Below are 25612 nucleotides of genomic sequence, written 5' to 3'. Positions count from 1 at the left end.
TTGACCCTCTTTTACTTTATTCCGATATCATAAACTGCTCTCTTAATTGATGAAGCTGATCGCGTACTGCGGCGGCTTTTTCAAATTCGAGATCTTGAGCAAATTTATACATTTGTTGTTCCAATTTCTTAATTTGTTGTTGGAATTCTTTGGCTGATTTTGGTGTATTGTAGAGTGCGGTCGGTTCAGCTGCCGTTTTTCCACGCTGTTTCAATTTCGCTTTTTGATTTGCACCTTGACCAATATCTAATAACTCGCCGACTTTCTTATTCAATGCCTGTGGAACAATACCCTTTTCTTCATTGTATTTCATTTGTTTTTCACGACGGCGATTCGTTTCGGTAATGGCTTTTTCCATAGATTTAGTCATGCTATCAGCATACAAAATCGCTTTACCGTTCAAGTTTCGAGCTGCTCGACCAATGGTTTGGATTAAAGAACGCTCAGAACGCAAGAAACCCTCTTTATCCGCATCTAAAATGGCGACAAGAGAAACTTCTGGAATATCTAAACCCTCACGTAATAAGTTGATACCGACTAACACATCAAACTCGCCTAAACGTAAATCACGAATAATCTCTACACGCTCAACAGTATCAATATCTGAATGCAGATAACGTACACGAATGCCGTGTTCGTCTAAGTAATCCGTTAAATCTTCCGCCATTTTCTTCGTCAGCGTGGTGACTAAAACACGCTCATTTTTATCCGCTCTTTGACGCGCTTCAGACAGCAAATCATCTACTTGAATGGATACTGGACGAATTTCAATTTGTGGATCGAGCAAGCCCGTTGGACGTACCACCTGATCGACTATTTCACTGCCCGATTTTTCTAACTCATAAGGACCTGGTGTTGCGGAAACATAAATCGTCTGCGGCGCTAAACGTTCAAACTCTTCAAAGCGTAATGGACGATTATCCAATGCTGAAGGCAAACGAAAACCATATTCCACCAAAGTTTCTTTACGAGAACGGTCTCCGCGATACATTCCGCCAATTTGCGGCACAGTCACGTGTGATTCATCAATAATCAAAATCGCATCAGACGGCATATAATCAAATAATGTCGGAGGCGGTTCGCCTTCATTTCTGCCTGAAAGATAGCGTGAATAGTTTTCGATGCCTGAGCAATAACCGAGCTCATTCATCATCTCAATGTCAAATTGCGTACGTTGGGTTATACGCTGCTCTTCTAGTAATTTATGTTCTTTGATGAAATATTCACGGCGTTGCACAAGCTCCGCTTTGATTTTTTCAATCGCATCTAAAATACGTTCTCTTGGTGTCACATAGTGAGTTTTCGGATACACCGTAAAACGCGGAACTGCGCCAAAACTTGTGCCAGTTAAAGGATCAAATAAACTTAAACGTTCAATTTCATCATCAAATAATTCAATTCGTACCGCTCGATCGTCAGATTCAGCAGGAAAAATATCAATCACTTCGCCACGCACTCGGAATGTACCACGCTGAAAAGCTTGATCGTTTCTTGTATATTGTAATTCCGCTAACTTCGCTAAAATCTGACGTTGATCGATAATGGCCCCTTGCTGTAAGTGTAACATCATTTTTAAATAGCTATCAGGATCCCCCAAACCATAAATTGCTGATACGGACGCCACTACAATAGTATCTCGACGTTCTAAGAACGACTTTGTGGCAGAAAGGCGCATCTGTTCAATCTGATCATTAATAGAAGCATCTTTCTCGATAAAGGTATCACTACTCGGCACATAAGCCTCCGGCTGATAATAATCATAGTATGAGACGAAATATTCCACCGCATTTTCAGGAAAGAATGCTTTCATTTCTGCATAAAGCTGAGCAGCGAGGGTTTTATTTGGGGCAAGTAGCATTGCCGGACGATTTAATGTCGCTATGACATTTGCAATGGTAAATGTTTTACCTGACCCCGTTACCCCTAGAAGTGTTTGATGTGCCAAACCATCCTCTAAATTTTCGACCAATTTTTCGATTGCTTGGGGCTGATCGCCAGAAGGTTGAAAATCGGAATGAAGGATAAAAGGCTTAGTATTAATTTTCTCTACCATAAGTGCTGTTAATTTTTTAGCTATTTTAGAAGTGTAGCTATTTTAGCACATTTATTACTCCATTTTGAGCAATAAAAATCCAAGTTTTACACATACTTAGACCTGTCAAGCCTTAAGCACTTCAAAATTGAAAAATATTTCATTTTTTTTGCTGGACTTTATGCAACATATTGATATTTAAAAAAATATTTACTTATGGCTAATAGGTGAACAATTTAAGGAAAAGCCAGTCCGCACAAGTGGTTAAGCATTTTAAACAAAAACAATCCACAAAGTTATCCACAGGCTTTGTGGATAGAAAAACTCTCACTTTTTTGTCATTTTTTTTATTGACAAACATCGCTTCAATCATTAAAATGCGCGCCTATTCTTTATGATACTAAGTTTATTCCTCCTTAGTTCAGTCGGTAGAACGGTGGACTGTTAATCCATATGTCGCAGGTTCGAGTCCCGCAGGAGGAGCCAACTTTCTCTTTTGGTTTAGCTTTCGTTTGTCTCCTTTTACGAATCCTAAATTAGTAGCCAAAAGAATTTAAGCCCATCGTATTGATGGGCTTTATTTTTATCTAATCTATACTGATTTAATGAATTATCGCACTAATTTAATGCTGAACGATCATCAATTAAATTATCGCACTCCCAGCCGATATAATCGCCTGAAAATTCTATGGCTAGTTTTTCAAAGCGCTCTACCCACTGGAAGATCTCATTGCTATCTAATGAAAGCTCTTGCTCTAATTTCACCATAAAGTAAGGTTCTTCATCTTCTTCTGTTTGAATGGCTTGGCTAGAATATTTCAACGTATTAAAAGAGATTTGTCCGAGCGTTAATTCATCCATAAAGGGAAACATTTTCTCTTCTTCATCAAAATGGAAAGTATGTTCGATTAAATAAGTATCACTTAAATTACGCCCTTTGCTATTCAGCATGCTCAAAATTTCTTCTGTCGCATTTAATTTCATTTCTAATGGTGAAGCCAATAAGAAATCGAAATAGGTATCCCAATTAGGATCATTCTGTACGTTGATTTCTGAAACAAAATCAAGCTGTTGAAGGGTTTCTTTAAGCAAAATATCATGTTCACAATAGAAATGCATTTTTGCCTGATGGTTGCAAATAAAGTGCCCAGCAAAAAAAACATTCGGAAGTGCGGTCAATTGAGCAAGAACTTTAAAAAGACGATTAATCAATTTTTCATATTCGTCTTCATTCGGCAAACCGTCCTCATCACCTTGATAAGACACGGTAAATTGCACTACTTTACTAAGATGTTTACCATGATAAACATCTAAATCTTCAATATTTGCAGTAAACACAGCAGGCATACCATTCACTTGTGAACGATAATTCTGCCAATTTGCCATATCCATTTTGCTTCCCTATTTAAATTCTGCCCAAATTGGAGCGTGATCTGACGGTTTTTCCATCGCTCGAATATCTAATGCAATACCAACATCAATACAACGCTCTGCTAATTGACGGTTCACTAAAATATGATCAATACGTAATCCACGATTGTCATCAAAACCTTTTGAGCGATAATCAAACCACGAGAACTTATCATTGACTGTTGGGTTTAATTTACGGAACGTATCTTCCAAGCCATAATCGTATAAACGTTGATACCATTCACGCTCTTCGGGTAAAAAAGAACATTTGCCGGTACGCAACCAACGCTTGCGGTTTTCATCACCAATGCCAATATCTAAATCGCTTGGGCTAATATTCATGTCACCCATAATTAAAACAGGGTTTGCTTTATCGTGATCTTGTTCTAAATAACGTTGAAGATCGGCATAAAATTTTTCTTTTGCTGGAAATTTCGTTTCATGTGTGCGGCTTTCACCTTGTGGGAAATAGCCATTGATTACCGTTAACAAACCAAATGGCGTTTCTAAATCCGCCATAATAATGCGTTTTTGCGCATCTTCATTATCCGTTGGAAAACCACGACGCACCGCTTTGGGTTCTTGTTTAGTTAACAGTGCGACACCGTAATGTCCTTTTTGCCCATGGTGAAAAACGTGATACCCCAGATTTTCGGTAATTGCATACGGAAAATCTTCATCCGCGACTTTAATTTCTTGTAAACCAATTACATCGGGTTGATATTTTTCAATAATTGCTTCGAGTTGATGAGGGCGAGCTCTTAGCCCATTAATATTAAAAGAGATAAATTTCATTTCTATTCCTGATGTGAAAAATAATGACTATTATACAAAATAATTAAAATTTTAACCGCACTTTTCCTAAATCCTGCTTTATAAATTAAATCAACTTGCTTATACTGAGCGAGCTTTATTACTTGCTCGGATCATTTTATGAATATCTATACTTATCTGTGTTTTCTCACCACTATCGCTATTCTAATCAGTTTTATTACTCGTAAATTGAACGATAATATTCAATATACAATTGCTATTACGGCAACATCCATGGCGGGGTCACTCTTTCTCGTTTTACTGGGCTATTTAAACTGGTTTAATTTAGACGAAATTGCGACGCGAGTTATTGAACGTATTGATTTTAAAGATTTCTTGCTGAACGGTATTTTAGGATTTCTACTCTTTGCTGGCGCATTAGGCATTAAACTTCCTGTGCTGAATAATCAAAAATGGGAAATTACCACCTTTGCCTTATTCTCAACATTAGCCTCTACCTTTTTTATTGGTTTTTTACTTTATGGTATAGCGTTACTTTTCGGATGGCATATTGATCTAATTTACTGTATTTTGTTTGGTGCGCTTATTTCTCCTGATGACCCTATTGCCGTACTTGCCATTATCAAAAACTTAAAAGCGCCAAAGCGCCTCTCTATGCAAGTTGAAGGTGAATCACTTTTTAATGATGGGATTGGTTTAGTCATTTTCACGACAGTTTTTGCGGTTGCATTTGGTGGTCACGAGCCAACAGCTAGCGGTATTTTACATTTATTTTTAAAAGAAGCATTGGGTGGGATAGCATTTGGATTGATTTTAGGATTATTTGCTCATTATCTTATTTCTGCTACCGATGATGGTTCATTAGAAATTCTCTTGACCTTAATTGTGCCAACCGCTGGTTTTATGCTTGCTAATCTCTTACACGTCTCAGGTGCACTAGCTATGGTTGTTGCGGGGATTTTAATTGGAAACTGGACAAGATATACCGGTTTTTCTAAACAAAGCCAGCGTTATCTAGATCATTTTTGGGAAATGATTGATCACTTTCTCAACTCCTTACTCTTCATATTGATAGGCTTAGCGATTTTATTGATTCATGTGTCTTGGCAAGGTTTAATCTTAATTTTCCTCGCTATTCCGGTTTGCTTAATCTGTCGCTATGCAAGTGTTTGGTTACCATTCCAAGTCATGAAACGCTACCGTAAATACAACCCTTACACCATGAAAGTACTCACTTGGGGTGCATTACGAGGTGGATTAGCGCTCGCTATGGCGCTTTCTATTCCAAGTGGCCAATTTTATATTGAAGGATTAGAAATGGATGTTCGCGATCTTATTTTAGGTATGACGTATGCGGTAGTCGCATTCTCAATTCTCATTCAAGGCATGACAATTGAAACTTTAATTCGTAAATCAAAAGAAGCAACCATGCGTGAACGCGGCTATACAGGTATCGGATTAGCGAAATAATCAATCACGTTTATATCTTTGGCTCAGCATTTGCTGAGCCTATTTTTTGAATCTGAGACATGACGCCTTCACGATGCCACCACTCTCCTTCTTTCGGAGGGGTCAACACATCAAATGCCTGACCTTTAAATTCAAATTGCAATCTTGCAGCGTGCAAATAAGTGCGGTCAATATTTTCAGTGTTTTTACCATAAAGCGTATCGCCTAAAATCGGACTCCCTAAGCTTTTCATCGCCACACGCAATTGATGGGTTTTCCCTGTTTGCGGCTTTAAGATAAATACTCGTAAATTAGGCTCACAACTTACACTTTCAAAACGCGTAATCGCGGGATTTTCTTTTGATGGGCAGAGTTTCCAAGCGCCGTTTCTGGCCTTTTGCATATCCCCGACAATCAATCCTTGTTTCTTTTTGGGTTTCTGATTACTAAGGGCGAGATAAGTTTTTTGAATATGGTGTTCAGCAAAAAGTCGGAAAAATTCAGCCGCACTTTCGGCGTTCAATGCCAAAATGAGTAAACCTGATGTCACTTTATCTAACCGATGTACAAGCCAAATCTGTGACACGCCAAGCTGCTCAGCAAGCAAAGTGGTTAAACCAATTTCGCTTTGATCTTTATGCACGCTCAGTCCACAAGGCTTATAAATAATGATAAAATCATCGGTCTGATAAATAATGTCTAATTTCATAAGTGCGGTTAAAAATTGATGAATGTTGAACATATTATACTGGTTTATATTATTCCCGTGTTAATTTGGGTGGCGGTTATTTCTGTCACCTTGCGGTTACTCGTCAAAAAACAAGCGGTTTCCGCTACGTTGTCATGGCTAATGATTATTTACCTCGTGCCGCTAATTGGTGTCATTGCCTATCTGGTTTTTGGTGAAGTGAAACTCGGTACTCGCCGTGCCAAAGCATTTCAGCTGTTAAAACCTAAATATATCAAATGGCTTAACTTACTTTCAGAACAAAAAGATGTGGTCACTCATTCTAAAGATCCACGTTATCGTGCTTTATTTAAATTGGTCCACCAACGCTTAGGCATTCCGAATATTCGAGGCAATGAATTACATATTCTCGATACACCGGAAAGCATTATTCGAAGTATCATCGGTGATATTCAACAAGCACGCCACTCCATCAATATGGTCTTTTATATTTGGAGTAATGATGGGTTAATTAATGAGGTTAAACAAGCGTTAGAAGAAGCCGTACAACGTGGTGTAAAAGTGTGTCTTTTACTAGATTCTGTTGGAAGTAAAGCGTTTCTTAAAAGTGCTATTTGTAAAGAAATGCAAGTGAAAGGCATTGAGATTACAGAAGCGTTACACGTAAACTTGTTCCGCATGTTCTTCAACCGAATTGATTTACGCCAACACCGTAAAATTATCGTCATTGATAATCAAATTTCCTATACAGGTAGTATGAATATGGTAGACCCAAATTTCTTCAAACAAGAAAGTCATGTGGGTAATTGGGTAGATGTAATGGTGAGAATTAATGGCCCTGTTTCGCCGATTTTAAACAGCCTACACGCCTGGGATTGGGAAATTGAAACTACGGAAGAATTACCACTTTTATTACCAAATTGCCCGATTGTAGAAATTGACGATAACGACACGCATTCAGTACAAGTGATTGCTAGTGGCCCCGCTTTTCCTGATGACCTAATCGCTCAATCTCTTGCTACCGCCATTTATGCGGCAAGGGAAAGTATTGTGATCACCTCGCCTTACTTTGTACCAAGTCACAATATCGCTGAAGCATTACGTATTGCCGCATTCCGTGGCGTTGAGATCACACTTATTTTACCAAAGCAAAATGATTCCCTCATGGTTCGTTGGGCAAGTCGAACCTTTTTTGATGATTTACTCGAAGCGGGAGTAAAAATTTATCATTTTGAAGCGGGGCTTCTGCATACAAAGAGTGTACTGATTGACAATAAACTTGCACTTGTTGGTACAGTAAATATGGATTTGCGTAGTTTTTTACTTAATTTTGAAATCACTATTGCCGTCGAAGATCGTAATTTTGCTAACGAAGTCGCAACACTCCACGAAAATTACTTAGCGAATTCATCTAAACTCGATATGCAAGAATGGCTTAATCGCCCTCTCTATCATCGAATTATCGAACGATTGTTTTTCTTATTTAGTCCATTGTTATAATATTTACACACTAAAAAAGAAGGGCATATCATTCAATGTGTATGCCCTTATTTATTTTGCGTCACTTAACGATTACCGTTTTTTTACCACAAAGACTAAAAGAGCTAATACAAAAGCTGTTGTAATAAAACCTGCTAAACCTGATTTTGTAAAACCCACTACAATGTAACCAACTGAACTCGCTGTCGCAATTGTTACAGCATAAGGGAGTTGTGTCGTTACATGATCCATGTGATTACATTTTGCCCCTGTTGAAGACAAAATCGTGGTGTCTGAAACCGGTGAACAATGATCTCCACATACAGCTCCAGCCATTACAGCCGAAAGACAAGGAAGTAATAGCTCTGGCGCTGAATTAGTTGCCATCGCTGCAGCAATTGGTAGCATAATCCCAAATGTTCCCCAACTTGTTCCTGTTGAGAACGCCATTGCAGTACCCAATATAAATAAAATAAAAGGCAGAAATTGAACGGGAATGCTACCACTTACTAAAGAAGATAAATATTTACCGGTTTGTGCATCACCAACAACCTTGTTAATTGTCCAAGCAAAAAATAAGATTGCTATTGCCCCTAACATCGATTTAACACCAACAATCCAGGCTTTTCCATACTCTTGTAAAGAAACTTGACGCTCAAAAATAATCAATAATGTCGATATAGCAACTGCACTAGAACCACCTACAACCAGTGATATTCCCACCGTTGTATTCTCAAAGGCGCCTAAGATACTAAATGGTTTTCCATCTGCCGTTAAGGCCTCACTACCCGTATGAATCATCATAAAAACAGTGACGGTAATTAAGACTAAAATCGGTAAAATTAAGTTGCGAACTTTACCTTTCACACCTTCAATGGCTTCTTCTTTATAATCACGCTCCATGGCTAATTTTTCATGGCGAGCCATCGCCGCAATATCAAATGAGAAATAAGCAACAAAGAACACCATTAATAATGAGAAGATCGCATAGTAATTCATTGAACTCATGGCAACGAATGCACTCATTGGCGTATAAGATGTAATAGAATAGGTTGCCAATAAACCGGCTACGAGAGTAATAATATATGCTCCCCAGCTAGATACTGGCATCATGACACACATAGGTGCGGCCGTTGAGTCAAGAATATACGCTAATTTAGCACGAGAAACTTTAAAACGATCGGTGACTGGACGAGCAATTGCCCCCACAGCAAGACTATGGAAATAATCATCAATAAATGTCACAAATACTAAAGATGCGGCTAATAATTTTGCACCACGACGACCTTTAATCTTCTTTTGAGCCCATTCAGCAAAAGCACGATTGCTACCTGATACCGTTAAAAGTGCGGTCAATACGCCAAGTAAAACGAGGAAAAACACAATATTCATATTTGAATTCATGCCATTTTCGTCACTATAAACTAACGCAACAACATTATCTTTTAAATAAATAAGCGCATCCAATGGATGGAAGTCAACCAACATTAACGTCCCAACAATAATCCCTGCGCTTAGAGAAACCAGAACCCGACGCGTTGCAATCGCTAAAACAATCGCAAGAAATGCGGGTATAACTGAATAAATAGATGAAGAATAATCAATTAGTTCCATTAAGTTATACCTATAAATTAATGGAGACAACGGCAAGAAAAGATACAATCAAGTATAACCAGACCGAACCGTAGCGCTCCATAGTTAATACATAAAACTATGACAGTCACGTTCCTTTCGAACACGCAACCAACCGAATAAAATGACTTTTATTCGATTTCGGCAATCACTCCTTTCCTTTCTCTTCAACGTTATCCACTCTAAGAAAATACTTATAGTAATCGCACCTCTACTGTTGTATAGGATATAGAAAGATTACATTAAAACGGATAATATTACCAATAAAATCTTATGTTTTTTTCCTAGATCTATTATTTTATTTACCATTACTTATAAGATTGTTACGTGTTTGTTAAGAAATTTAACCTCTATATGAGGAAAACAATATAAGAATAATTCAATTGATAATATAAATATAATGACATTCGACTAATTAATTATTGTATTTTTGTTAATTCATATTTACCAAATATATTATTTTCGCTATCATATGTTTTGAAAATAATTAAGCATTCACACACGTAAAAAGAGGTAGTAATGAACGAATTAACAAAAGGTTTAACTAATCTTCGTAGCTTGCGCGCAGCTATACGCGATTTAACATTAGAGCAAGCTGAAAATTCACTTTTAAAATTACAAGCTGCTGTTGAAGAAAAACGCACTCAAGCCGCTGAAATTAAACAGGCTGAACAAGAACGTCGTGCTCGTATTGCCAAATATAAAGAATTAATTAAACAAGAAGGTATCACAGCGGAAGAATTAACTGCAATTATTGGTATTGCCCCTGCTTCAATTCGTAAAAAACGTGAACCTCGTCCAGCAAAATACAAATATACTGATGAAACTGGTCAAGAAAGAACATGGACTGGCCAAGGTCGTACACCTCGTGTGATTCAAAAGGCCTTAGATAAAGGTGCATCTTTAGCTTCTTTCGAAATCTAATTTCATTATCAACTATGTAGAACCCATTTTTATGGGTTCTCTTTTTTTATTTACCTTGCAAAATATTCATTATGTTAGAAAAGAAAATATTACTGACCGACTGTCCAGATGACAAAGGACTAATCGCCAAAATCACCAATATTTGTTACAAACACCAATTAAATATCCTTCATAATAATGAGTTTGTTGATTTTGAAACAAAGCATTTCTTTATGCGTACCGAATTAGAAGGGATTTTTAATGAAGAAACCTTACTAGCTGATTTAGATTATAGTTTACCGAAAGGAACAAACTGTCGCCTAATCAGTGCAATACGTAAACGTATCGTAATTTTAGTCACCAAAGAAGCACATTGCTTAGGTGATATTTTAATGAAAAATTACTACGGTGCGTTAGACGTAGAAATTGTGGCAGTAATTGGCAATCACGATAATTTACGCGAATTAGTTGAACGCTTTGATATTCCATTCCATTGTGTCAGCCATGAAGGGCTCACGCGTGTGGAACACGATAAATTACTGGCTGAAAAAATTGATGAATATGCACCTGATTACATTGTATTAGCAAAATATATGCGTGTATTAAATCCTGAATTCGTGGCGCGTTATCCAAATCGCGTCATCAATATTCACCATTCATTCTTACCCGCATTTATTGGAGCAAAACCCTATCAACAAGCCTATGAGCGCGGCGTAAAAATCATTGGTGCAACGGCTCATTTTATTAATAATGAATTAGATCAAGGTCCGATCATTATGCAAAATGTGATTAATGTGGATCACACTTACTCTGCCGATGCCATGATGCGTGCAGGCCGTGATGTGGAAAAAACCGTATTAAGCCGTGCACTTGATCTTGCCTTACATGATCGTATTTTTGTGTATAAAAATAAAACGGTGGTCTTGTAATGAAAGCAATCACTTTAGAGCCAATTTCTCGCATTGAAGGTGAGCTCAACTTACCAGGTTCGAAAAGTTTATCAAACCGTGCATTATTATTAGCCGCATTAGCTAAAGGCACCACAACGGTTACTAACTTGTTAGACAGTGATGACATTCGTCATATGCTAAATGCCTTTAAAGCTTTAGGTGTAAATTACCAGCTTTCTGAAAACAAAACTTGCTGTGAAGTTGAAGGCTTAGGTGGCGCATTTCAGATTGAAAATGGCTTATCACTGTTTCTAGGTAATGCTGGCACAGCCATGCGTCCTTTAACGGCTGCGCTTTGTTTAAAAGGAAACGCTGAAGGCGAAGTCATTTTGACCGGTGAGCCTCGAATGAAAGAACGCCCAATCAAACATTTGGTGGATGCACTTCTTCAAGCGGGGGCTAATGTTCGTTATTTAGAAAATGACGGTTACCCACCGCTTGCAATTCGCAATCAAGGAATTAAAGGTGGCATGATTAAAATTGACGGTTCGATTTCTTCTCAATTTTTGACCGCACTTTTAATGGCTGCCCCTCTTGCTGAAGGCGATTTAGATATCCATATTGTGGGTGATTTAGTTTCAAAACCTTATATTGATATCACCCTCGCGATGATGAAAGATTTTGGTGTTTCGGTTGAAAATCAACATTATCAATTATTTAAGGTGAAAGGTAACCAATCCTATGTCTCACCTGGCAAATATATAGTAGAAGGTGATGCTTCATCCGCTTCTTATTTCCTTGCCGCCGCCGCGATTAAAGGCAACGTAAAAGTGACAGGAATTGGTAAGCATTCCATCCAAGGCGACCGCCTATTTGCCGACGTGCTAGAAAAAATGGGCGCAAAAATCACTTGGGGTGAAGATTTTATTCAAGCAGAACAAGCTGAGCTCTACGGCATTGATATGGATATGAACCACATTCCTGATGCAGCCATGACGATTGCCACAACCGCCTTATTTGCTAAGGGTGAAACCGTTATTCGCAATATTTATAACTGGCGAGTGAAAGAGACCGATCGCCTTGCAGCTATGGCTGCCGAATTACGAAAAGTCGGTGCGGAAGTTGAAGAAGGTGAAGATTTTATTCGAATTCAACCACTTGATCTTTCTCAATTTAAGCATGCTGAAATTGAGACCTATAACGATCACCGTATGGCAATGTGTTTTGCGTTGATTGCATTATCGGATACACCCGTCACGATTTTAGATCCGAAATGTACGGCTAAAACCTTCCCAACATTCTTCGATGAATTTGAGAAATTAAGTGTTCGAAGTTAAAAACATAAAAAAGCACCGAATGCTCGGTGCTTTTTTCGTTATTTCTAAATAGAAGATAAAAATTCTTTACGGGTTTCACGATCTTCTAGAAAGATTCCACCATAAGCTGATGTCACAGTATAGCTGTGAGTATCTTTTACTCCGCGAGCTTTCACACAGAAATGTGTTGCTTTCACATAAACTGCCACATCATCGGTTTCTAAAATGGTTTGAAATGCCGTTAAAAGCTGTTCAGTTAAACGCTCTTGTACTTGCGGGCGTTGCGCAAAAAACGCCACAATGCGATTGATTTTAGACAAGCCAATCACCCAATCTTTTGGATAATATGCGACAGCGACATTACCATCAATCGTCACAAAATGATGTTCGCAAGTACTGGTCAACGTGATGTCATTCACTTGCACCATTTCGCTCACTTTCATTTGATTTTTGATTTTCGTCATTTTCGGGAAATTGGCATAATCCATTCCACTGAAAATTTCATCAACAAACATTTTAGCTAAACGACTTGGCGTTTCTTCTAAGCTATCATCACGTAGATCTAACCCAATCAATTTCATCACTTCACGCATATGCGAAGCAATCGCCACACGGCGCTCATCTTTACATTGAGTCGGATCAATCATTGGTGTTTCGATGCCTTTGGCAATCAAGGCTCTGCGGACACTTTCCGCATCAGGTGAAATCGCGTTCATTTACTTTCCATTTATAAAAAAATAATGTGTCATTTTAGCAAAAGATGAATTATTCGTAAAATGCGAAAAATCACCCTAATTTATTAATTTCCTTCATGTTGAATTTCGGGCTACAATATATCCACTTTTATTTCGCTCAACCCAAAGGATTGATAATGTTGCCACTTGAAGATGCCTTGGCGCAAATGCTCAACCAACTTCCCTTCCCAACAAAAACTGAAACTCTGGCTTTAACTGAAGCCGCAAATCGTGTCTGTGCGGAAGATGTGATTTCTCCAATTAACGTGCCTTCTTTTGATAACTCCGCAATGGATGGTTATGCGGTTCGTTTAGCCGATTTACTGCAATCCATGACGCTTTCTGTCGCAGGAAAATCCTTTGCGGGTAATCCATTTCAAGGAAAATGGGTAACACAAAGTGCGATCAGAATTATGACGGGTGCGATGATTCCTGAAGGTGCTGATGCGGTGGTTATGCAAGAAGATGTGACCGTCAATGAAGATGGTTCTGTTACCTTTTCTGCCTTACCTAAAGCTAATCAGAATATTCGCCGTATTGGTGAAGATGTGAAAAAAGGTGATGTGGTATTACATCAAGGAGATGAGTTAAATGCCGTTTCTTTACCTTTACTTGCCTCATTAGGCATTGCTGAAGTCAAAGCTTACCCTCGCTTAAAAGTGGCCGTGCTTTCAACCGGCGATGAATTAGTGCCTGTCGGCCAACCGTTACAAGCGGGACAAATTTATGATACTAACCGTTTCACCGTGAAATTAATGCTCGAAAGATTAAATTGTGACGTGCTTGATTTTGGTATTCTGCCGGATAACCAAGATGAATTTGAAGCGGCTTTTGTGAAAGCACAAGCTCAGGCAGATCTGGTGATCACAAGTGGTGGCGTTTCGGTGGGTGAAGCTGACTTTACAAAAACCGTGTTAGAAAAAGTGGGCCAAGTGAATTTCTGGAAAATTGCGATGAAACCCGGCAAGCCATTTGCTTTCGGTAAATTAGAAAATGCTTGGTTCTGCGGTTTACCTGGCAATCCCGTTTCTGCATTAGTGACATTCTATCAATTAGTGCAACCGGCTATTGCCAAATTAAGCGGTAAAAAACACCCGAAAAAACAACCGCACTTTCAAGCGATTGCCCAAACCAATTTGAAAAAAGCGCCAGGACGTTTAGATTTCCAACGTGGTTTCTATCAAATTAATGAAAATGGTCAACTTGAAGTGCAACCCGTAGGGTTCCAAGGCTCACATTTATTCAGTTCTTTTGTGAAAAGTAACTGCTTTATTCGTTTAGAAAAAGATCGCGGTAATGTAACTGCGGGTGAAATCGTCACCATTGAACCGTTTAATCACCTATTGGGGCAATAATGGCTGAATTAAGCTACGAAGAAGAACTGCGCTATAACCGCCAAATCATCTTAAAAGCAGTTGATTTTGACGGGCAAGAAAAGCTGAAAGACAGCCGAATGTTAATTGTCGGTCTGGGCGGTTTAGGCTGTGCGGCAAGTCAATATCTTGCCGCTGCTGGCGTGGGTCATTTAACTTTATTGGATTTTGACACTGTATCGCTTTCTAATTTGCAACGTCAGGTTTTGCATACCGATAGCCGATTAAATATGCCTAAAGTGGAATCAGCAAAAATCGCGTTACAACAGATTAATCCACACGTAGAAATTAAAACCATCAATGCGCAACTTTCCGAAGAAAAACTCACGGAAATCATACCGCACTTTGATGTGATATTAGATTGTACCGATAACGTGGATATTCGTAATGCGCTCGATCGTGGGTGCGAACAAGCGAAGATCCCGCTAATTTCAGGTGCAGCGATCCGTTTAGAAGGGCAAGTTTCCGTCTTTACTTACGAACCTAATACCCCAACCTATCGCCAACTTAGCCAGCTATTTGGGCAAAACGTTTTAAGTTGTGTAGAGGCGGGCGTACTCGCGCCAATTGTGGGTGTTATTGGCTCTATTCAAGCCTTAGAAGCCATTAAAGTACGGTTAAAAATTGGTTCAAATTTATGTGGACGCTTATTGTTAATCGATGGATTAACCATGCGTATCCGAGAAATGAAATTACCCGTCTAATAGTTGGACAGACATCAAGTCTGTCCTTCTCTCAAATTACCCATAAATAATTATCCCTCCCCTCGTGCATTAACAAAAAACAAATGCTATTATCTTGCTCGACAATTCATTTGTCTTATATCGCAAGTTTTGTGTATAGGAAAATGGCAGACACTTCAAAAATCTCTTCATTTTATACCGCACTTGCAAATCATCATTTCATTTTAAGGATTTACTCACTCATGAAAGAGATTTTGCAGCAATTCAAACAAAATTATCTGATCAAATACTGGAATCCTGTCGCTGCCGTTATTGCTGCAGGGCTTATTTCAGCTTATTACTTTGGGGTAACAGGCACTTATTGGGCGGTTACCGGGGAATTTACCCGTTGGGGCGGTCATGCTTTGCAAGCGCTAGGCGTCGATGTATCCGACTGGAGCTATTATAAAATTATCGGCATGCAAGGCACGATCTTCACCCGTATTGATGGCGTGATGATTTTAGGTATGTTCGCGGGATGTATTTCTGCCGCACTTTGGGCAAACAACGTGAAATGGCGTAATCAACCACACAAACGCCGTATTGTTCAAGCCCTCATTGGTGGTGCATTAGCGGGATTTGGTGCTCGTTTAGCAATGGGCTGTAACCTTGCCTCTCTCTTCACGGGTATTCCACAATTTTCGGTTCACGCTTGGTTTTTCACTATTGCCACTGCCATAGGCACTTACGCAGGGGTAAAAGTCACCTTACTTCCAATGTTCCGTGTGAAATTAGAATTGAAAAAAGGCGCGGCAAAATTACAAGAAACGGATCCTAAACAAGCAAATCGTCGTTTTTGGATTGGTATGGTCGTCTTTTTTGCTTACCTAATTACGTCACTTTATGTGATGACAAACTCCGTCAAACTGGGTTTTGCGATGCTTTGTGGATTAGCTTTCGGCTTATTAATTGAACGTGCTCAAATCTGCTTTACTTCTGCCTTCCGTGATTTATGGGTAACAGGCCGTGCTTATATGGCAAAAGCCATTATCTTTGGTATTCTCGTGAGTACACTTGGCGTATTCAGCTATATTCAATTAGGCGTCCCTGCCAAAATCATGTGGGCGGGTCCAAATGCGATTATCGGTGGTTTATTATTTGGCTTCGGTATTGTGTTAGCAGGCGGATGTGAAACCGGTTGGATGTATCGCTCAATGGAAGGTCAAGTTCACTTTATGTGGGTAGGAGTGGGTAATGTTGTTGGCTCAACCTATTTAGCCTATGCATGGGACGATCTCGCCCCTGTGCTTGCGTTAGATTACGAAAAACTTAACTTATTGAAATCCTTTGGCCCAGTTGGCGGTTTATTAGTGAATTACGGCTTGCTTATTCTTTGCTTAATCGCTGTCGTTTGGTGGGAACACCACTTCTTGAAAAAGGCTAAAGCAAAAATCGCCGCAGCAAATCCACAAGCTTGTGGCTGCTAATTAAATATTAACGAATTCATTCAAAAAAGAGGACATTATTATGGCATTTACCGTTGTTCAAAAATTAGATAAAGATCCAAAAGATATCACCCCAGATTACACGTTAGATACACTAGGTGAACCTTGCCCGTATCCAGCAATCACGATGCTCGAAACCATGCCCCAATTACAAAAAGGCGAAATTTTAGAGCTATTAAGCGACTGTGCCCAATCCATCAACAATATTCCTGTTGATACTAAAAACCACGGCTACACATTATTAAGCGTGGAGCAAGATGGCACTAAATTACGCTATTTGATTCAACGTTAATGTAAAAAAACCGCACTTTAATCTCTCAAAGTGCGGTCAGTTTTACTTCAATTTTTTGCTTATTTGTTTAATGCTGTAAGAATGTCATCAACACGTTCTTTTGCGTCACCAAAGAGCATTTGAGTGTTTTCTTTGAAGAATAATGGGTTTTGAACGCCTGCATATCCCACCGCCATCGAGCGTTTGAATACGATAACGTTTTGTGCTTTCCAGACTTCTAACACTGGCATACCTGCGATTGGGCTGTTTGGATCTTCCATTGCAGCTGGGTTTACAGTGTCGTTTGCACCGATAACCAATACCACATCGGTATCCGCGAAATCATCATTGATTTCATCCATTTCAAGTACGATGTCATAAGGCACTTTTGCTTCCGCTAAAAGTACGTTCATATGACCCGGTAAACGACCTGCAACAGGGTGAATACCAAAACGTACGTTAATACCACGCTCACGCAATTTCGCCGTAATTTCAGCCACTGGATATTGCGCTTGTGCTACCGCCATACCGTATCCTGGAGTGATGATCACAGAGCTTGCATTTTTGAGTAATTCAGCCACTTCTTCTGCGGTTGTTTCACGGTGTTCGCCTTGTTCTTCATCAGAAGATACTTGAACATCATTACCAAAACCACCTGCGATAACGCTGATAAATGAGCGGTTCATCGCTTTACACATAATGTAAGAAAGAATCGCACCAGAAGAACCCACTAATGCACCGGTGACGATAAGCAAGTCATTGCTTAGCATGAAACCTGCTGCAGCCGCTGCCCAACCAGAATAAGAGTTAAGCATTGAAACCACAACCGGCATATCCGCACCACCGATAGATGCCACTAAGTGCCAGCCGAATGCAAGTGCAATCGCGGTCATAAGTAACACTGGGAAGATATTATCTGGGTTGTTTAAGAAAGCGACCATCAATAAAGCAGAAACCACTAATGCCGCTAAATTTAATTTATGGCGATGTGGCAACATTAATGCTTTTGAATTGATTTTGCCGCTTAATTTACCGAATGCTACGATAGAACCCGTGAATGTCACCGCACCAATGAAGATCCCTAAGAATACTTCAACATTATGGATATTCATTAACACCGGATCGGTTTCGTGTGTTAAACCGTAACTGTTAAAGCCTACGAGCACTGCTGCTAAACCTACAAAGCTGTGAAGGATCGCAACGAGTTCAGGCATTTCAGTCATTTCAACTTTTAATGCACGTTGAACACCAATCACGCCACCGATGATCATCGCAATAATGATCCATAATGTGCCTTCAGATTGCGGGCCGAAAATAGTTGCAATAAGGGCAATTGTCATACCGACAATACCATACCAACAACCGGCTTTTGCCGTTTCATGTTTAGAAAGACCGGCTAAGCTCATAATGAAAAGTAATGCAGCGATAATATAGGCTGCTTGTACTAAACCTTCAGACATCGTCTTCTCCTTAACCTTTTCTAAACATCGCCAACATACGTTGAGTTACACGGAAACCACCAAAGATATTGATGCTTGCCACCAAGATTGCCACAAAGGCTAATGCATCAATAAAGAAGTTGCCTGTTGGTTGTCTAATTTGCAGTAATGCACCCACAATGATGATACCTGAAATCGCATTAGTTACCGCCATAAGTGGGGTGTGTAAAGCGTGGCTGACGTTCCAAACCACGTAGTAACCGACTACACAAGCCAATACGAATACAGTGAAGTGAGAAAGGAATGCCGCTGGCGCTACAGACGCAAGCCAGAGGAATAACACACCCACACCCGCCATCACACCATATTTGATGCGAGGATCTGCTGGTTTTTCTTCCTCTTTTTTAACCGCACTTTGTGCCGCTTTCGTTTCTTGTTTTGGTTGTGCTGACACTTGGATTTGCGCTGGTGGAATTTCTTCACCATCACGTACCACAGTCACACCGCGTAATACCACATCGTCAAAATCGATATTGATCTTGCCGTCTTTTTCTTTACAAAGCAGTTTTAATAAATTAACTAAGTTTGTACCGTAAAGTTGGGAAGATTGTGTTGGTAAACGACTTGGGAAATCGGTATAACCAATAATTTTTACTTGGTTTTCAGTGGTGACGACTTTTCCTGCTTCAGTATAAGCACAGTTACCCCCTGTTGCAGCCGCTAAGTCCACCACCACAGAACCTGGTTTCATGGAATCAACCATTTCTTTTGTGATTAAGCGAGGGGCTGGTTTACCCGGAATTGCTGCAGTGGTAATAATGATATCCACTTCTTTCGCTTGTTCCGCATAAAGCTCCATCGCACGACGGTTAAATTCTTCTGACATCACTTTCGCGTAACCATCGCCGCTACCGCCTTCTTCTTTGAAATCAATTTCTAAGAAAGACGCGCCCATACTTTGTACTTGTTCTTTTACTTCAGGACGAGAGTCAAAAGCACGTACAATCGCACCAAGGCTATTAGCAGCACCAATAGCAGCAAGACCTGCTACACCCGCACCAATGACTAACACTTTTGCCGGTGGTACTTTACCTGCTGCAGTAATTTGTCCAGTGAAGAAACTACCAAATTCATGAGCTGCTTCAATCACCGCACGATAACCAGAAATATTCGCCATAGAGCTTAATGCATCAAGCGCTTGCGCACGGGAAATACGTGGCACAGAATCCATCGCTAATACATTAATTTTTTTCGACGTGAGTTTTTTCATTAAATCCGGATTTTGTGCGCGCCAAATGAAGCTCACAAGTGTTGCACCTTCCTTCATTTGATCAATTTCTGCATCCGTTGGTGGATTCACTTTAAAAATCACATCCGAATGCCACACTTCTGAACTTGAGCCAATTTTTGCGCCGGCGTCGATAAATGCTTGGTCTTCAAAACTTGCTTTGAATCCCGCATCGTGTTCTACGATGACGTCAAAGCCCAGTTTTAAGATCTGCTGAACCGTTTTTGGCGTCGCCGCCACACGATTTTCGCTATCAAGCAGTTCTCTAGGTACACCAATTAACATAAATGTTTCCCTCTAGTTGATAAAATTTCAGACAAGCTCACGCCTGTCTCTACCTCTTAAATGACAAAAAGTCATGCACGGTAAATGTACCACTTATTGGGATTGTTTGGGGAAATTTTTAACTGGTTTTACAAGATATTGTGATAGGGATCACAAAAGGATTGAAATAGAAATATGGTGCGCTTAGTTTCTCACATAACTCAATGATTATTCATCAAAAATCGATTGATAAAAATACCTAAAAAATTGACCGCACTTAAATGGAGGAATAAAAAGCCCGACATGGTTTATCGGGCTGTATGTTTAATTGGTTCCACCAACGGTGATTTCATCTATTTTCAAGGCGGGCTGACCAACGCCGACTGGCACGCTTTGGCCATCTTTGCCGCATACACCAATACCAAGATCTAAGTCTGTTTTATCTGCGACCATAGACACCTTTTGCATCACATCAATACCGCTACCAATTAATGTAGCGCCCTTAACCGGTTTGGTGATTTTACCTTTTTCGATCAGATAAGCTTCAGAAGTCGAGAACACAAATTTACCCGAAGTGATATCCACTTGCCCACCACCGAAGTGCGGTGCATAAATACCACGATCCACAGAGGCCACTAAATCTTCAAATTTGCTTTGACCTGCCAACATATAGGTATTCGTCATTCGTGGCATTGGCAAATGTGCATAAGATTCACGACGACCATTTCCTGTTGGTTTCACACCCATTAACCGAGCGTTGAGTTTATCTTGCATATAGCCTTGCAAAATCCCGTCTTTGATTAAAACGTTGCACTGACTTGGTACACCTTCATCATCAATGGTTAAAGAACCTCGGCGATTTTGTAATGTGCCATCATCCACAATTGTGCATAATGGCGACGTCACTAACTCACCAATTTTTCCTGTAAATAGAGAGCTTTCTTTGCGGTTGAAATCCCCTTCTAAACCATGCCCCACTGCTTCATGAAGCAATACGCCAGGCCAACCTGCCCCCAATACCACAGGCATTAATCCTGCTGGTGCAGCGACCGCACTCAAATTCACAAGGGCTTGACGAACCGCTTCTTTGGCAAAATTAACGGCACGAATATCCCCATTTACCACGTCAAAGAACCAATCTAAGCCAAAGCGTCCACCTGAACCGCAACTACCACGCTCACGTTTGCCATCTTCTTCCACGAGAACCGAAATGGATAAACGCACAAGCGGGCGAATATCTGCAGCAAGAGTGCCATCCGTTGCGACCACTAACACTTCTTCATAAATTGAGCTTAATGCTGCGGAAACATGCGTAACACGAGGATCTTCAGATCGAGCTGTATGATCCACTAAGTGTAATAACTCGATCTTTTTCTCTTTACTTAAACTTTCTAACGGGTTAATCGCCGCATAACGCTGAACCGCATTCACCGCATTAAATGCTTGAGGCGAAATTAAATTGCCTTCTTTAATTTGTGCAATACCTTTTACGGCCTCTGCACATTGTTGTAATGAGGCTAAGTTGATTTGATCAGAATACGCAAAGCCTGTTTTTTCACCAGAAACAGCGCGTACACCAACACCGCGATCAATATGAAAGCCACCTTCTTTAATAATGCTGTCTTCTAATACCCAGCTTTCATCTTGGCTTAATTGAAAATAAAGATCCGCATAATCAATATGACGATGCGACATCACATCAAAAATATTAAGCAATGATTGATGCGATAAATTACTTGGTGCAAGTAAGGTATCTGAAACCTGTTTTAACATTTGTTCTCCGAAATTTATAAAAATTAATTCTGCCAAATCTCTCCTATCCCCTCTTTGCTAAAGAGGGAGATCGTTTTTTGACTAATCTAAAGTATCCAATCCAAATTGGTATAAGGCATTTTTCTTATAACCATAAAGTTCTGCTACAATCGCCGCAGCCTTTTTTAAAGGGAGTTCTTTGGCAATCAAAGTGAGTGCTTTAATTGCTTGTGGTGAAAATTCTTCGCTATCTTCTAATTTGGGTTTGCCTTCCAAGATTAACACCATCTCACCTTTCGTGCGATTCGGATCTTCACTTAACCATTGACGAAGATCACTTAATTTATCCCCTGCAATGGTTTCCCACGTTTTCGTAATTTCACGTGCAAGCACAACATAGCGTTCACCACCTAATACGTCTTGCATATCGGCAAGGGTATCTAAAATGCGGTGAGTTGATTCATAGAAGATTAAAGTGCGGTCTTCTTCTGCGACATTTTCTAACTTATCTTTACGTGCCTTGGTTTTCGCAGGTAAAAAACCTTCAAAGCAAAAACGATCTGACGCAATGCCTGATGCACATAATGCAGTAATCGCTGCACAAGCACCTGGTAGTGGCACTACTTTAATGCCCGCTTCACGACATTGACGCACTAAATGAAAACCTGGATCGCTAATTAAGGGGGTTCCTGCATCGGAAATTAATGCAATATTGGTACCTTGTTTTAGCTTTTCTACCAACACATGTGCTTTTTCTTGTTCATTGTGATCATGCAAGGCAAAAAAAGGCTTTTTGATACCATAATGACTGAGCAATAAACCACTGTGGCGTGTGTCTTCCGCAGCAATTAAATCCACTTGTGAAAAGGTCTCTAAAGCACGTTGTGTAATATCTTGTAAATTCCCGATTGGCGTGGCGACAATATATAAAATTCCGGTTAAATCATTCATTTTTGTTTGCTTTTACATTGTGAGATAAGTAAGATCGACCATTATTGATTTATTCATTATGGAGCGAATATGTCTATTCTATTACAAGGCGGTCGTTTTAAAAAACGTTTAATGCCGATTTTATTGTCTGTTGCATTAGTGGGTTGTTCTAACTTATTCGATAGCAGCTTTACCCAAACATTACAACGTGATGCTAATGCAAGTTCTGAATTTTATATGAACAAATTAGGACAAGTACAAGATAAAGAAGATCAACAAACTTACAAACTCTTAGCCGCACGTGTATTAATTACTGAAAATAAAGTGCCACAAGCCGAAGAATTATTAAATGAATTGGTTGACTTAAACGAAGCGCAACAATTAGACCGTACGTTAGTTGAAGCGAGTATCTCTGCGGCGAAAGGCGCTAATGAGATGGCTGAAAGTCAATTACGTGCGCTTGATCTTACGAAATTAAGTCCATCACAAAAATCCCGTTATTACGAAACCTTTGCGCAAACTGCAGAAAATCGTAAAGATGTGATTGAAGCGGTGAAAGCACGCATCAAAATGGATGAAAACTTAACAGATATACAACGTCGTAAAAATAATGTCAATAAGACTTGGGCATTACTCCATTCTGCTAATACAGGGGTCATTAATAATGCCTCAGATGAAGGCAGCGTAGCACTCGGGGGGTGGCTCACTTTAATTAAAGCCTATAATGACAACATTCGTCAGCCGGTACAATTAAGTCAAGCGCTACAAAGCTGGAAATCCGCTTATCCAAGTCACGTTGCAGCTACTTTTTTCCCTAAAGAGCTAGAAAGCTTATTAAATTTCCAACAAACAAATTTAGCTCAAATTGGGTTAATCTTACCCTTAAGTGGAGATGGACAAATTTTAGGTACAACGATTCAATCAGGTTTCAATGATGCCAAAGGTGACTCAACTATCCCAGTGCAGGTCTTTGACTCATCAACCACACCAATTAACGAAATTATTGCACAAGCTAAAAACGCTGACATTAAAGCATTAGTCGGACCATTGCTCAAACAAAACGTAGATGCCATTATTTCAAACCCTGCTGAAGTGCAAGGTATGGATGTATTAGCCTTAAATGCAACACCGAATGTGCGCACAATTAACCAAATGTGTTATTACGGTTTATCGCCAGAGGATGAAGCGGAATCGGCTGCAAATAAAATGTGGCAAGATGGTATTCGCAACCCCATCGTTGCGATGCCACAAAATGATTTAGGACAACGTGTTGGTAATGCGTTCAATGTACGTTGGCAACGTTTAGCAGGTACAGATGCGAATATTCGCTACTATAACTTACCAGCTGATATTACCTATTTCTTCCAAGGTGCTTCACAAGATACAGCTGGGCTTTATGTCGTGTCATCGCCAGATGAATTAGCAGAAATTAAAGGCTACTTAGATACCAGCAATCCGAATGTTCGCATTTATGCAAGTTCTCGTTCAAATGCGGCAAGCAATACTGCGGAATACTATGCAAAAATGAATGGCGTTCAATTTAGTGATATTCCGTTCTTTAAACAAAATGATTCTTCACAATACCAAAAAGTAGCGGATTCAACTGGTGGTGAGTTCCAATTAATGCGTTTATATGCAATGGGTGCTGATGCATGGTTGCTCATCAATCACTTTAACGAATTACGCCAAGTACCGGGTTATACCTTAAGCGGTTTAACTGGGCAGCTTAATGCTGATTCAAACTGCAATATAAATCGTGATATGACATGGTATCAAGTACAAGATGGTCACATAGTTACAGTTGCAAACTAATCTATGTTTTCATTAAAACGCCAACAAGGGGCGGGCTTTGAACATCAAGCCCGCCTTTTCTTAGAAACCAAAGGCCTCAAATTCATCGCTGCGAATCAATATTTCAAATGTGGTGAATTAGATCTTATTATGCAAGACGGTCAAACGATTGTTTTTGTTGAAGTACGTCAACGATCCAACTCAGCATTTGGATCTGCTGTTGAAAGCGTCGATTGGCAAAAGCAACAAAAATGGCTGAATGCTGCAAATTTATGGCTTGCTAAACACGATTTGAGCCTTGAAGATGCGGATTGCCGTTTTGATCTTATCGCCTTTGGTAAAACGACCAGTGATATTCAATGGTTTCCTAATTTCCTCGATTAATCGTTTCTAATTATGTTACAAAAAGTCAAAGATATTTATAGCGAAAGTATTCAGATTCAAATCTCTGCTTCTAGCCTACTATCAGAAAATATTGCTACTGCCGCACAAATGGTGATGCAATGTTTACTGAGCGGTAATAAAGTCATTGCTTGTGGGGTATCTCGTTCTTATGCCAATGCGCAATTTTTAGTGTCAAATTTGCTTAATCGTTACGATTTCGAGCGTCCTAGCCTGCCATCTGTACTGCTTAGCCTGGAAAGTGCGGTCGGTTCTTCACTGGTTTTTGATCAGCCAATTGATCAACTTTATCAACATCAATTCAATGCTATTGCTAAATCAGGTGATCTTCTTTTAGCATTTGCCCCTCTTGGTTCTGAAAAATCGGTGCTGAATACAATTGCCAATGCCGTACACAAAGAAGTTCAAGTTATCGCTTTAACTGGTGCCAATAATGACGCTATCCAAGGTGTCTTAGCTGATAGCGATTTGGAAATATCTATTCCTACTACCAAAGAAGCACGTATTTTAGAGAATCATTTATTTGTCATTAATGCGCTTTGTGAACTTATTGATTGCACACTTTTCCCAAGAGCTTGACAAATCTTCGATTACACCTCACACTCTTAAGGAGCAATTAATGCATGAA

At 39.6% G+C, this 25612-nt stretch carries 22 protein-coding genes, 1 tRNA gene and 1 riboswitch; of the genes, 13 read left to right on the top strand and 10 right to left on the bottom strand.

The window, feature by feature from the left end; translation table 11 throughout:
- Nucleotides 1-16: 16 nt before the first annotated feature.
- A complete protein-coding gene (gene uvrB, locus EL215_RS07005) occupies nucleotides 17-2053 on the bottom strand; it encodes an excinuclease ABC subunit UvrB (RefSeq protein ID WP_126471106.1) in 2037 nt (678 codons plus the stop codon).
- Nucleotides 2054-2442: 389 nt separating this feature from the next.
- Between uvrB and EL215_RS07000 the strand changes: the two genes are divergently transcribed.
- A tRNA-Asn gene (locus tag EL215_RS07000) sits at nucleotides 2443-2518 on the top strand.
- 132 nt (nucleotides 2519-2650) lie between these two features.
- On the opposite strand, the gene EL215_RS06995 is transcribed toward EL215_RS07000, so the two are convergent.
- Together EL215_RS06995 and xthA are read right to left on the bottom strand one after the other, a co-directional pair.
- Entirely contained in the window at nucleotides 2651-3424 is a 774-nt protein-coding gene (locus tag EL215_RS06995) for a TIGR01619 family protein (protein ID WP_126471104.1), read from the bottom strand.
- A 9-nt stretch (nucleotides 3425-3433) separates the two neighbouring features.
- Nucleotides 3434-4237 (bottom strand): exodeoxyribonuclease III, encoded by an 804-nt coding sequence (gene xthA, locus EL215_RS06990; protein WP_126471102.1) that lies wholly within the window; start codon nucleotides 4235-4237, stop codon nucleotides 3434-3436.
- Between the two features lie 138 nt (nucleotides 4238-4375).
- Here xthA and EL215_RS06985 point away from each other — a divergent pair, with 138 nt between their 5' ends.
- Nucleotides 4376-5686, top strand: a complete 1311-nt coding sequence (locus tag EL215_RS06985; RefSeq protein WP_126471100.1) for a cation:proton antiporter — start codon at nucleotides 4376-4378, stop codon at nucleotides 5684-5686.
- 10 nt (nucleotides 5687-5696) lie between these two features.
- On the opposite strand, the gene EL215_RS06980 is transcribed toward EL215_RS06985, so the two are convergent.
- The gene (locus tag EL215_RS06980) at nucleotides 5697-6374 is read right to left on the bottom strand and encodes a TIGR01621 family pseudouridine synthase (RefSeq protein ID WP_126472036.1); all 678 of its coding nucleotides are present in this window, start codon (nucleotides 6372-6374) and stop codon (nucleotides 5697-5699) included.
- A gap of 18 nt (nucleotides 6375-6392) precedes the next feature.
- On the opposite strand from EL215_RS06980, the gene cls reads away from it, so the two are divergent.
- Entirely contained in the window at nucleotides 6393-7853 is a 1461-nt protein-coding gene (gene cls, locus EL215_RS06975; RefSeq protein ID WP_049357501.1) for a cardiolipin synthase, read from the top strand.
- Between the two features lie 72 nt (nucleotides 7854-7925).
- Here the strand turns inward: cls and EL215_RS06970 are convergent, their stop codons facing one another.
- Nucleotides 7926-9446 (bottom strand): Na+/H+ antiporter NhaC family protein, encoded by a 1521-nt coding sequence (locus tag EL215_RS06970; RefSeq protein WP_126471098.1) that lies wholly within the window; start codon nucleotides 9444-9446, stop codon nucleotides 7926-7928.
- A 63-nt stretch (nucleotides 9447-9509) separates the two neighbouring features.
- A riboswitch (Lysine riboswitch) is annotated at nucleotides 9510-9686 on the bottom strand.
- 297 nt (nucleotides 9687-9983) lie between these two features.
- Here EL215_RS06970 and EL215_RS06965 point away from each other — a divergent pair.
- The 3 genes from EL215_RS06965 to aroA all read left to right on the top strand — a co-directional run bounded on the left by EL215_RS06965 (nucleotide 9984) and on the right by aroA (nucleotide 12594).
- Nucleotides 9984-10388 carry an H-NS family histone-like protein gene (locus EL215_RS06965; RefSeq protein ID WP_049357505.1) on the top strand — a complete coding sequence of 135 codons (405 nt, stop codon included), beginning with the start codon at nucleotides 9984-9986 and terminating at the stop codon, nucleotides 10386-10388.
- Between the two features lie 71 nt (nucleotides 10389-10459).
- Complete coding sequence (gene purU, locus EL215_RS06960) at nucleotides 10460-11296, top strand: formyltetrahydrofolate deformylase (RefSeq protein ID WP_049357508.1); 837 nt, start codon at nucleotides 10460-10462, stop codon at nucleotides 11294-11296.
- Nucleotides 11296-12594, top strand: coding sequence for a 3-phosphoshikimate 1-carboxyvinyltransferase (aroA, locus tag EL215_RS06955; RefSeq protein WP_049357509.1), 1299 nt, complete (start codon nucleotides 11296-11298; stop codon nucleotides 12592-12594). Before purU ends, aroA begins: the two co-directional genes overlap by 1 nt.
- A gap of 44 nt (nucleotides 12595-12638) precedes the next feature.
- On the opposite strand, the gene folE is transcribed toward aroA, so the two are convergent.
- Complete coding sequence (gene folE, locus EL215_RS06950; protein ID WP_049357511.1) at nucleotides 12639-13289, bottom strand: GTP cyclohydrolase I FolE; 651 nt, start codon at nucleotides 13287-13289, stop codon at nucleotides 12639-12641.
- 155 nt (nucleotides 13290-13444) lie between these two features.
- On the opposite strand from folE, the gene moeA reads away from it, so the two are divergent.
- From moeA to yedF, 4 genes are all read left to right on the top strand, one after another.
- Complete coding sequence (moeA, locus tag EL215_RS06945; protein ID WP_049357513.1) at nucleotides 13445-14662, top strand: molybdopterin molybdotransferase MoeA; 1218 nt, start codon at nucleotides 13445-13447, stop codon at nucleotides 14660-14662.
- Complete coding sequence (gene moeB / locus EL215_RS06940; protein ID WP_049357515.1) at nucleotides 14662-15384, top strand: molybdopterin-synthase adenylyltransferase MoeB; 723 nt, start codon at nucleotides 14662-14664, stop codon at nucleotides 15382-15384. The genes moeA and moeB overlap by 1 nt, the downstream gene beginning before the upstream one ends.
- 221 nt (nucleotides 15385-15605) lie before the next feature.
- On the top strand, nucleotides 15606-16829 hold the full coding sequence (yedE, locus tag EL215_RS06935) for a selenium metabolism membrane protein YedE/FdhT (protein WP_049357558.1): 1224 nt from the start codon (nucleotides 15606-15608) through the stop codon (nucleotides 16827-16829).
- A 40-nt stretch (nucleotides 16830-16869) separates the two neighbouring features.
- Complete coding sequence (gene yedF / locus EL215_RS06930) at nucleotides 16870-17139, top strand: sulfurtransferase-like selenium metabolism protein YedF (protein WP_049357517.1); 270 nt, start codon at nucleotides 16870-16872, stop codon at nucleotides 17137-17139.
- Between the two features lie 59 nt (nucleotides 17140-17198).
- Here yedF and pntB read toward each other — a convergent pair whose 3' ends face one another.
- The 4 genes from pntB to rsmI all read right to left on the bottom strand — a co-directional run bounded on the left by pntB (nucleotide 17199) and on the right by rsmI (nucleotide 22812).
- Nucleotides 17199-18578 carry a Re/Si-specific NAD(P)(+) transhydrogenase subunit beta gene (pntB, locus tag EL215_RS06925; RefSeq protein WP_049357519.1) on the bottom strand — a complete coding sequence of 460 codons (1380 nt, stop codon included), beginning with the start codon at nucleotides 18576-18578 and terminating at the stop codon, nucleotides 17199-17201.
- Between the two features lie 10 nt (nucleotides 18579-18588).
- On the bottom strand, nucleotides 18589-20130 hold the full coding sequence (gene pntA, locus EL215_RS06920) for a Re/Si-specific NAD(P)(+) transhydrogenase subunit alpha (protein ID WP_049357521.1): 1542 nt from the start codon (nucleotides 20128-20130) through the stop codon (nucleotides 18589-18591).
- Nucleotides 20131-20433: 303 nt separating this feature from the next.
- A complete protein-coding gene (gene tldD, locus EL215_RS06915; RefSeq protein ID WP_049357523.1) occupies nucleotides 20434-21882 on the bottom strand; it encodes a metalloprotease TldD in 1449 nt (482 codons plus the stop codon).
- Nucleotides 21883-21963: 81 nt separating this feature from the next.
- Nucleotides 21964-22812: a 16S rRNA (cytidine(1402)-2'-O)-methyltransferase gene (gene rsmI, locus EL215_RS06910; protein ID WP_126471096.1), complete on the bottom strand. Its 849-nt coding sequence runs from the start codon at nucleotides 22810-22812 to the stop codon at nucleotides 21964-21966.
- Nucleotides 22813-22881: 69 nt separating this feature from the next.
- On the opposite strand from rsmI, the gene EL215_RS06905 reads away from it, so the two are divergent.
- Genes EL215_RS06905 through EL215_RS06895 form a run of 3 tightly spaced genes read left to right on the top strand, consistent with a single transcriptional unit; the run spans nucleotide 22882 to nucleotide 25563 of the window.
- Entirely contained in the window at nucleotides 22882-24603 is a 1722-nt protein-coding gene (locus tag EL215_RS06905) for a penicillin-binding protein activator (RefSeq protein WP_126471094.1), read from the top strand.
- Between the two features lie 3 nt (nucleotides 24604-24606).
- Entirely contained in the window at nucleotides 24607-24966 is a 360-nt protein-coding gene (locus EL215_RS06900; protein WP_126471092.1) for a YraN family protein, read from the top strand.
- Between the two features lie 12 nt (nucleotides 24967-24978).
- Complete coding sequence (locus tag EL215_RS06895) at nucleotides 24979-25563, top strand: D-sedoheptulose-7-phosphate isomerase (protein ID WP_126471090.1); 585 nt, start codon at nucleotides 24979-24981, stop codon at nucleotides 25561-25563.
- The last annotated feature ends 49 nt before the right edge of the window (nucleotides 25564-25612 follow it).

Source organism: Haemophilus parainfluenzae (assembly GCF_900638025.1).
Lineage (GTDB): Bacteria > Pseudomonadota > Gammaproteobacteria > Enterobacterales > Pasteurellaceae > Haemophilus_D > Haemophilus_D parainfluenzae_J.
This window is presented reverse-complemented; position numbering and strand designations above follow the sequence as displayed.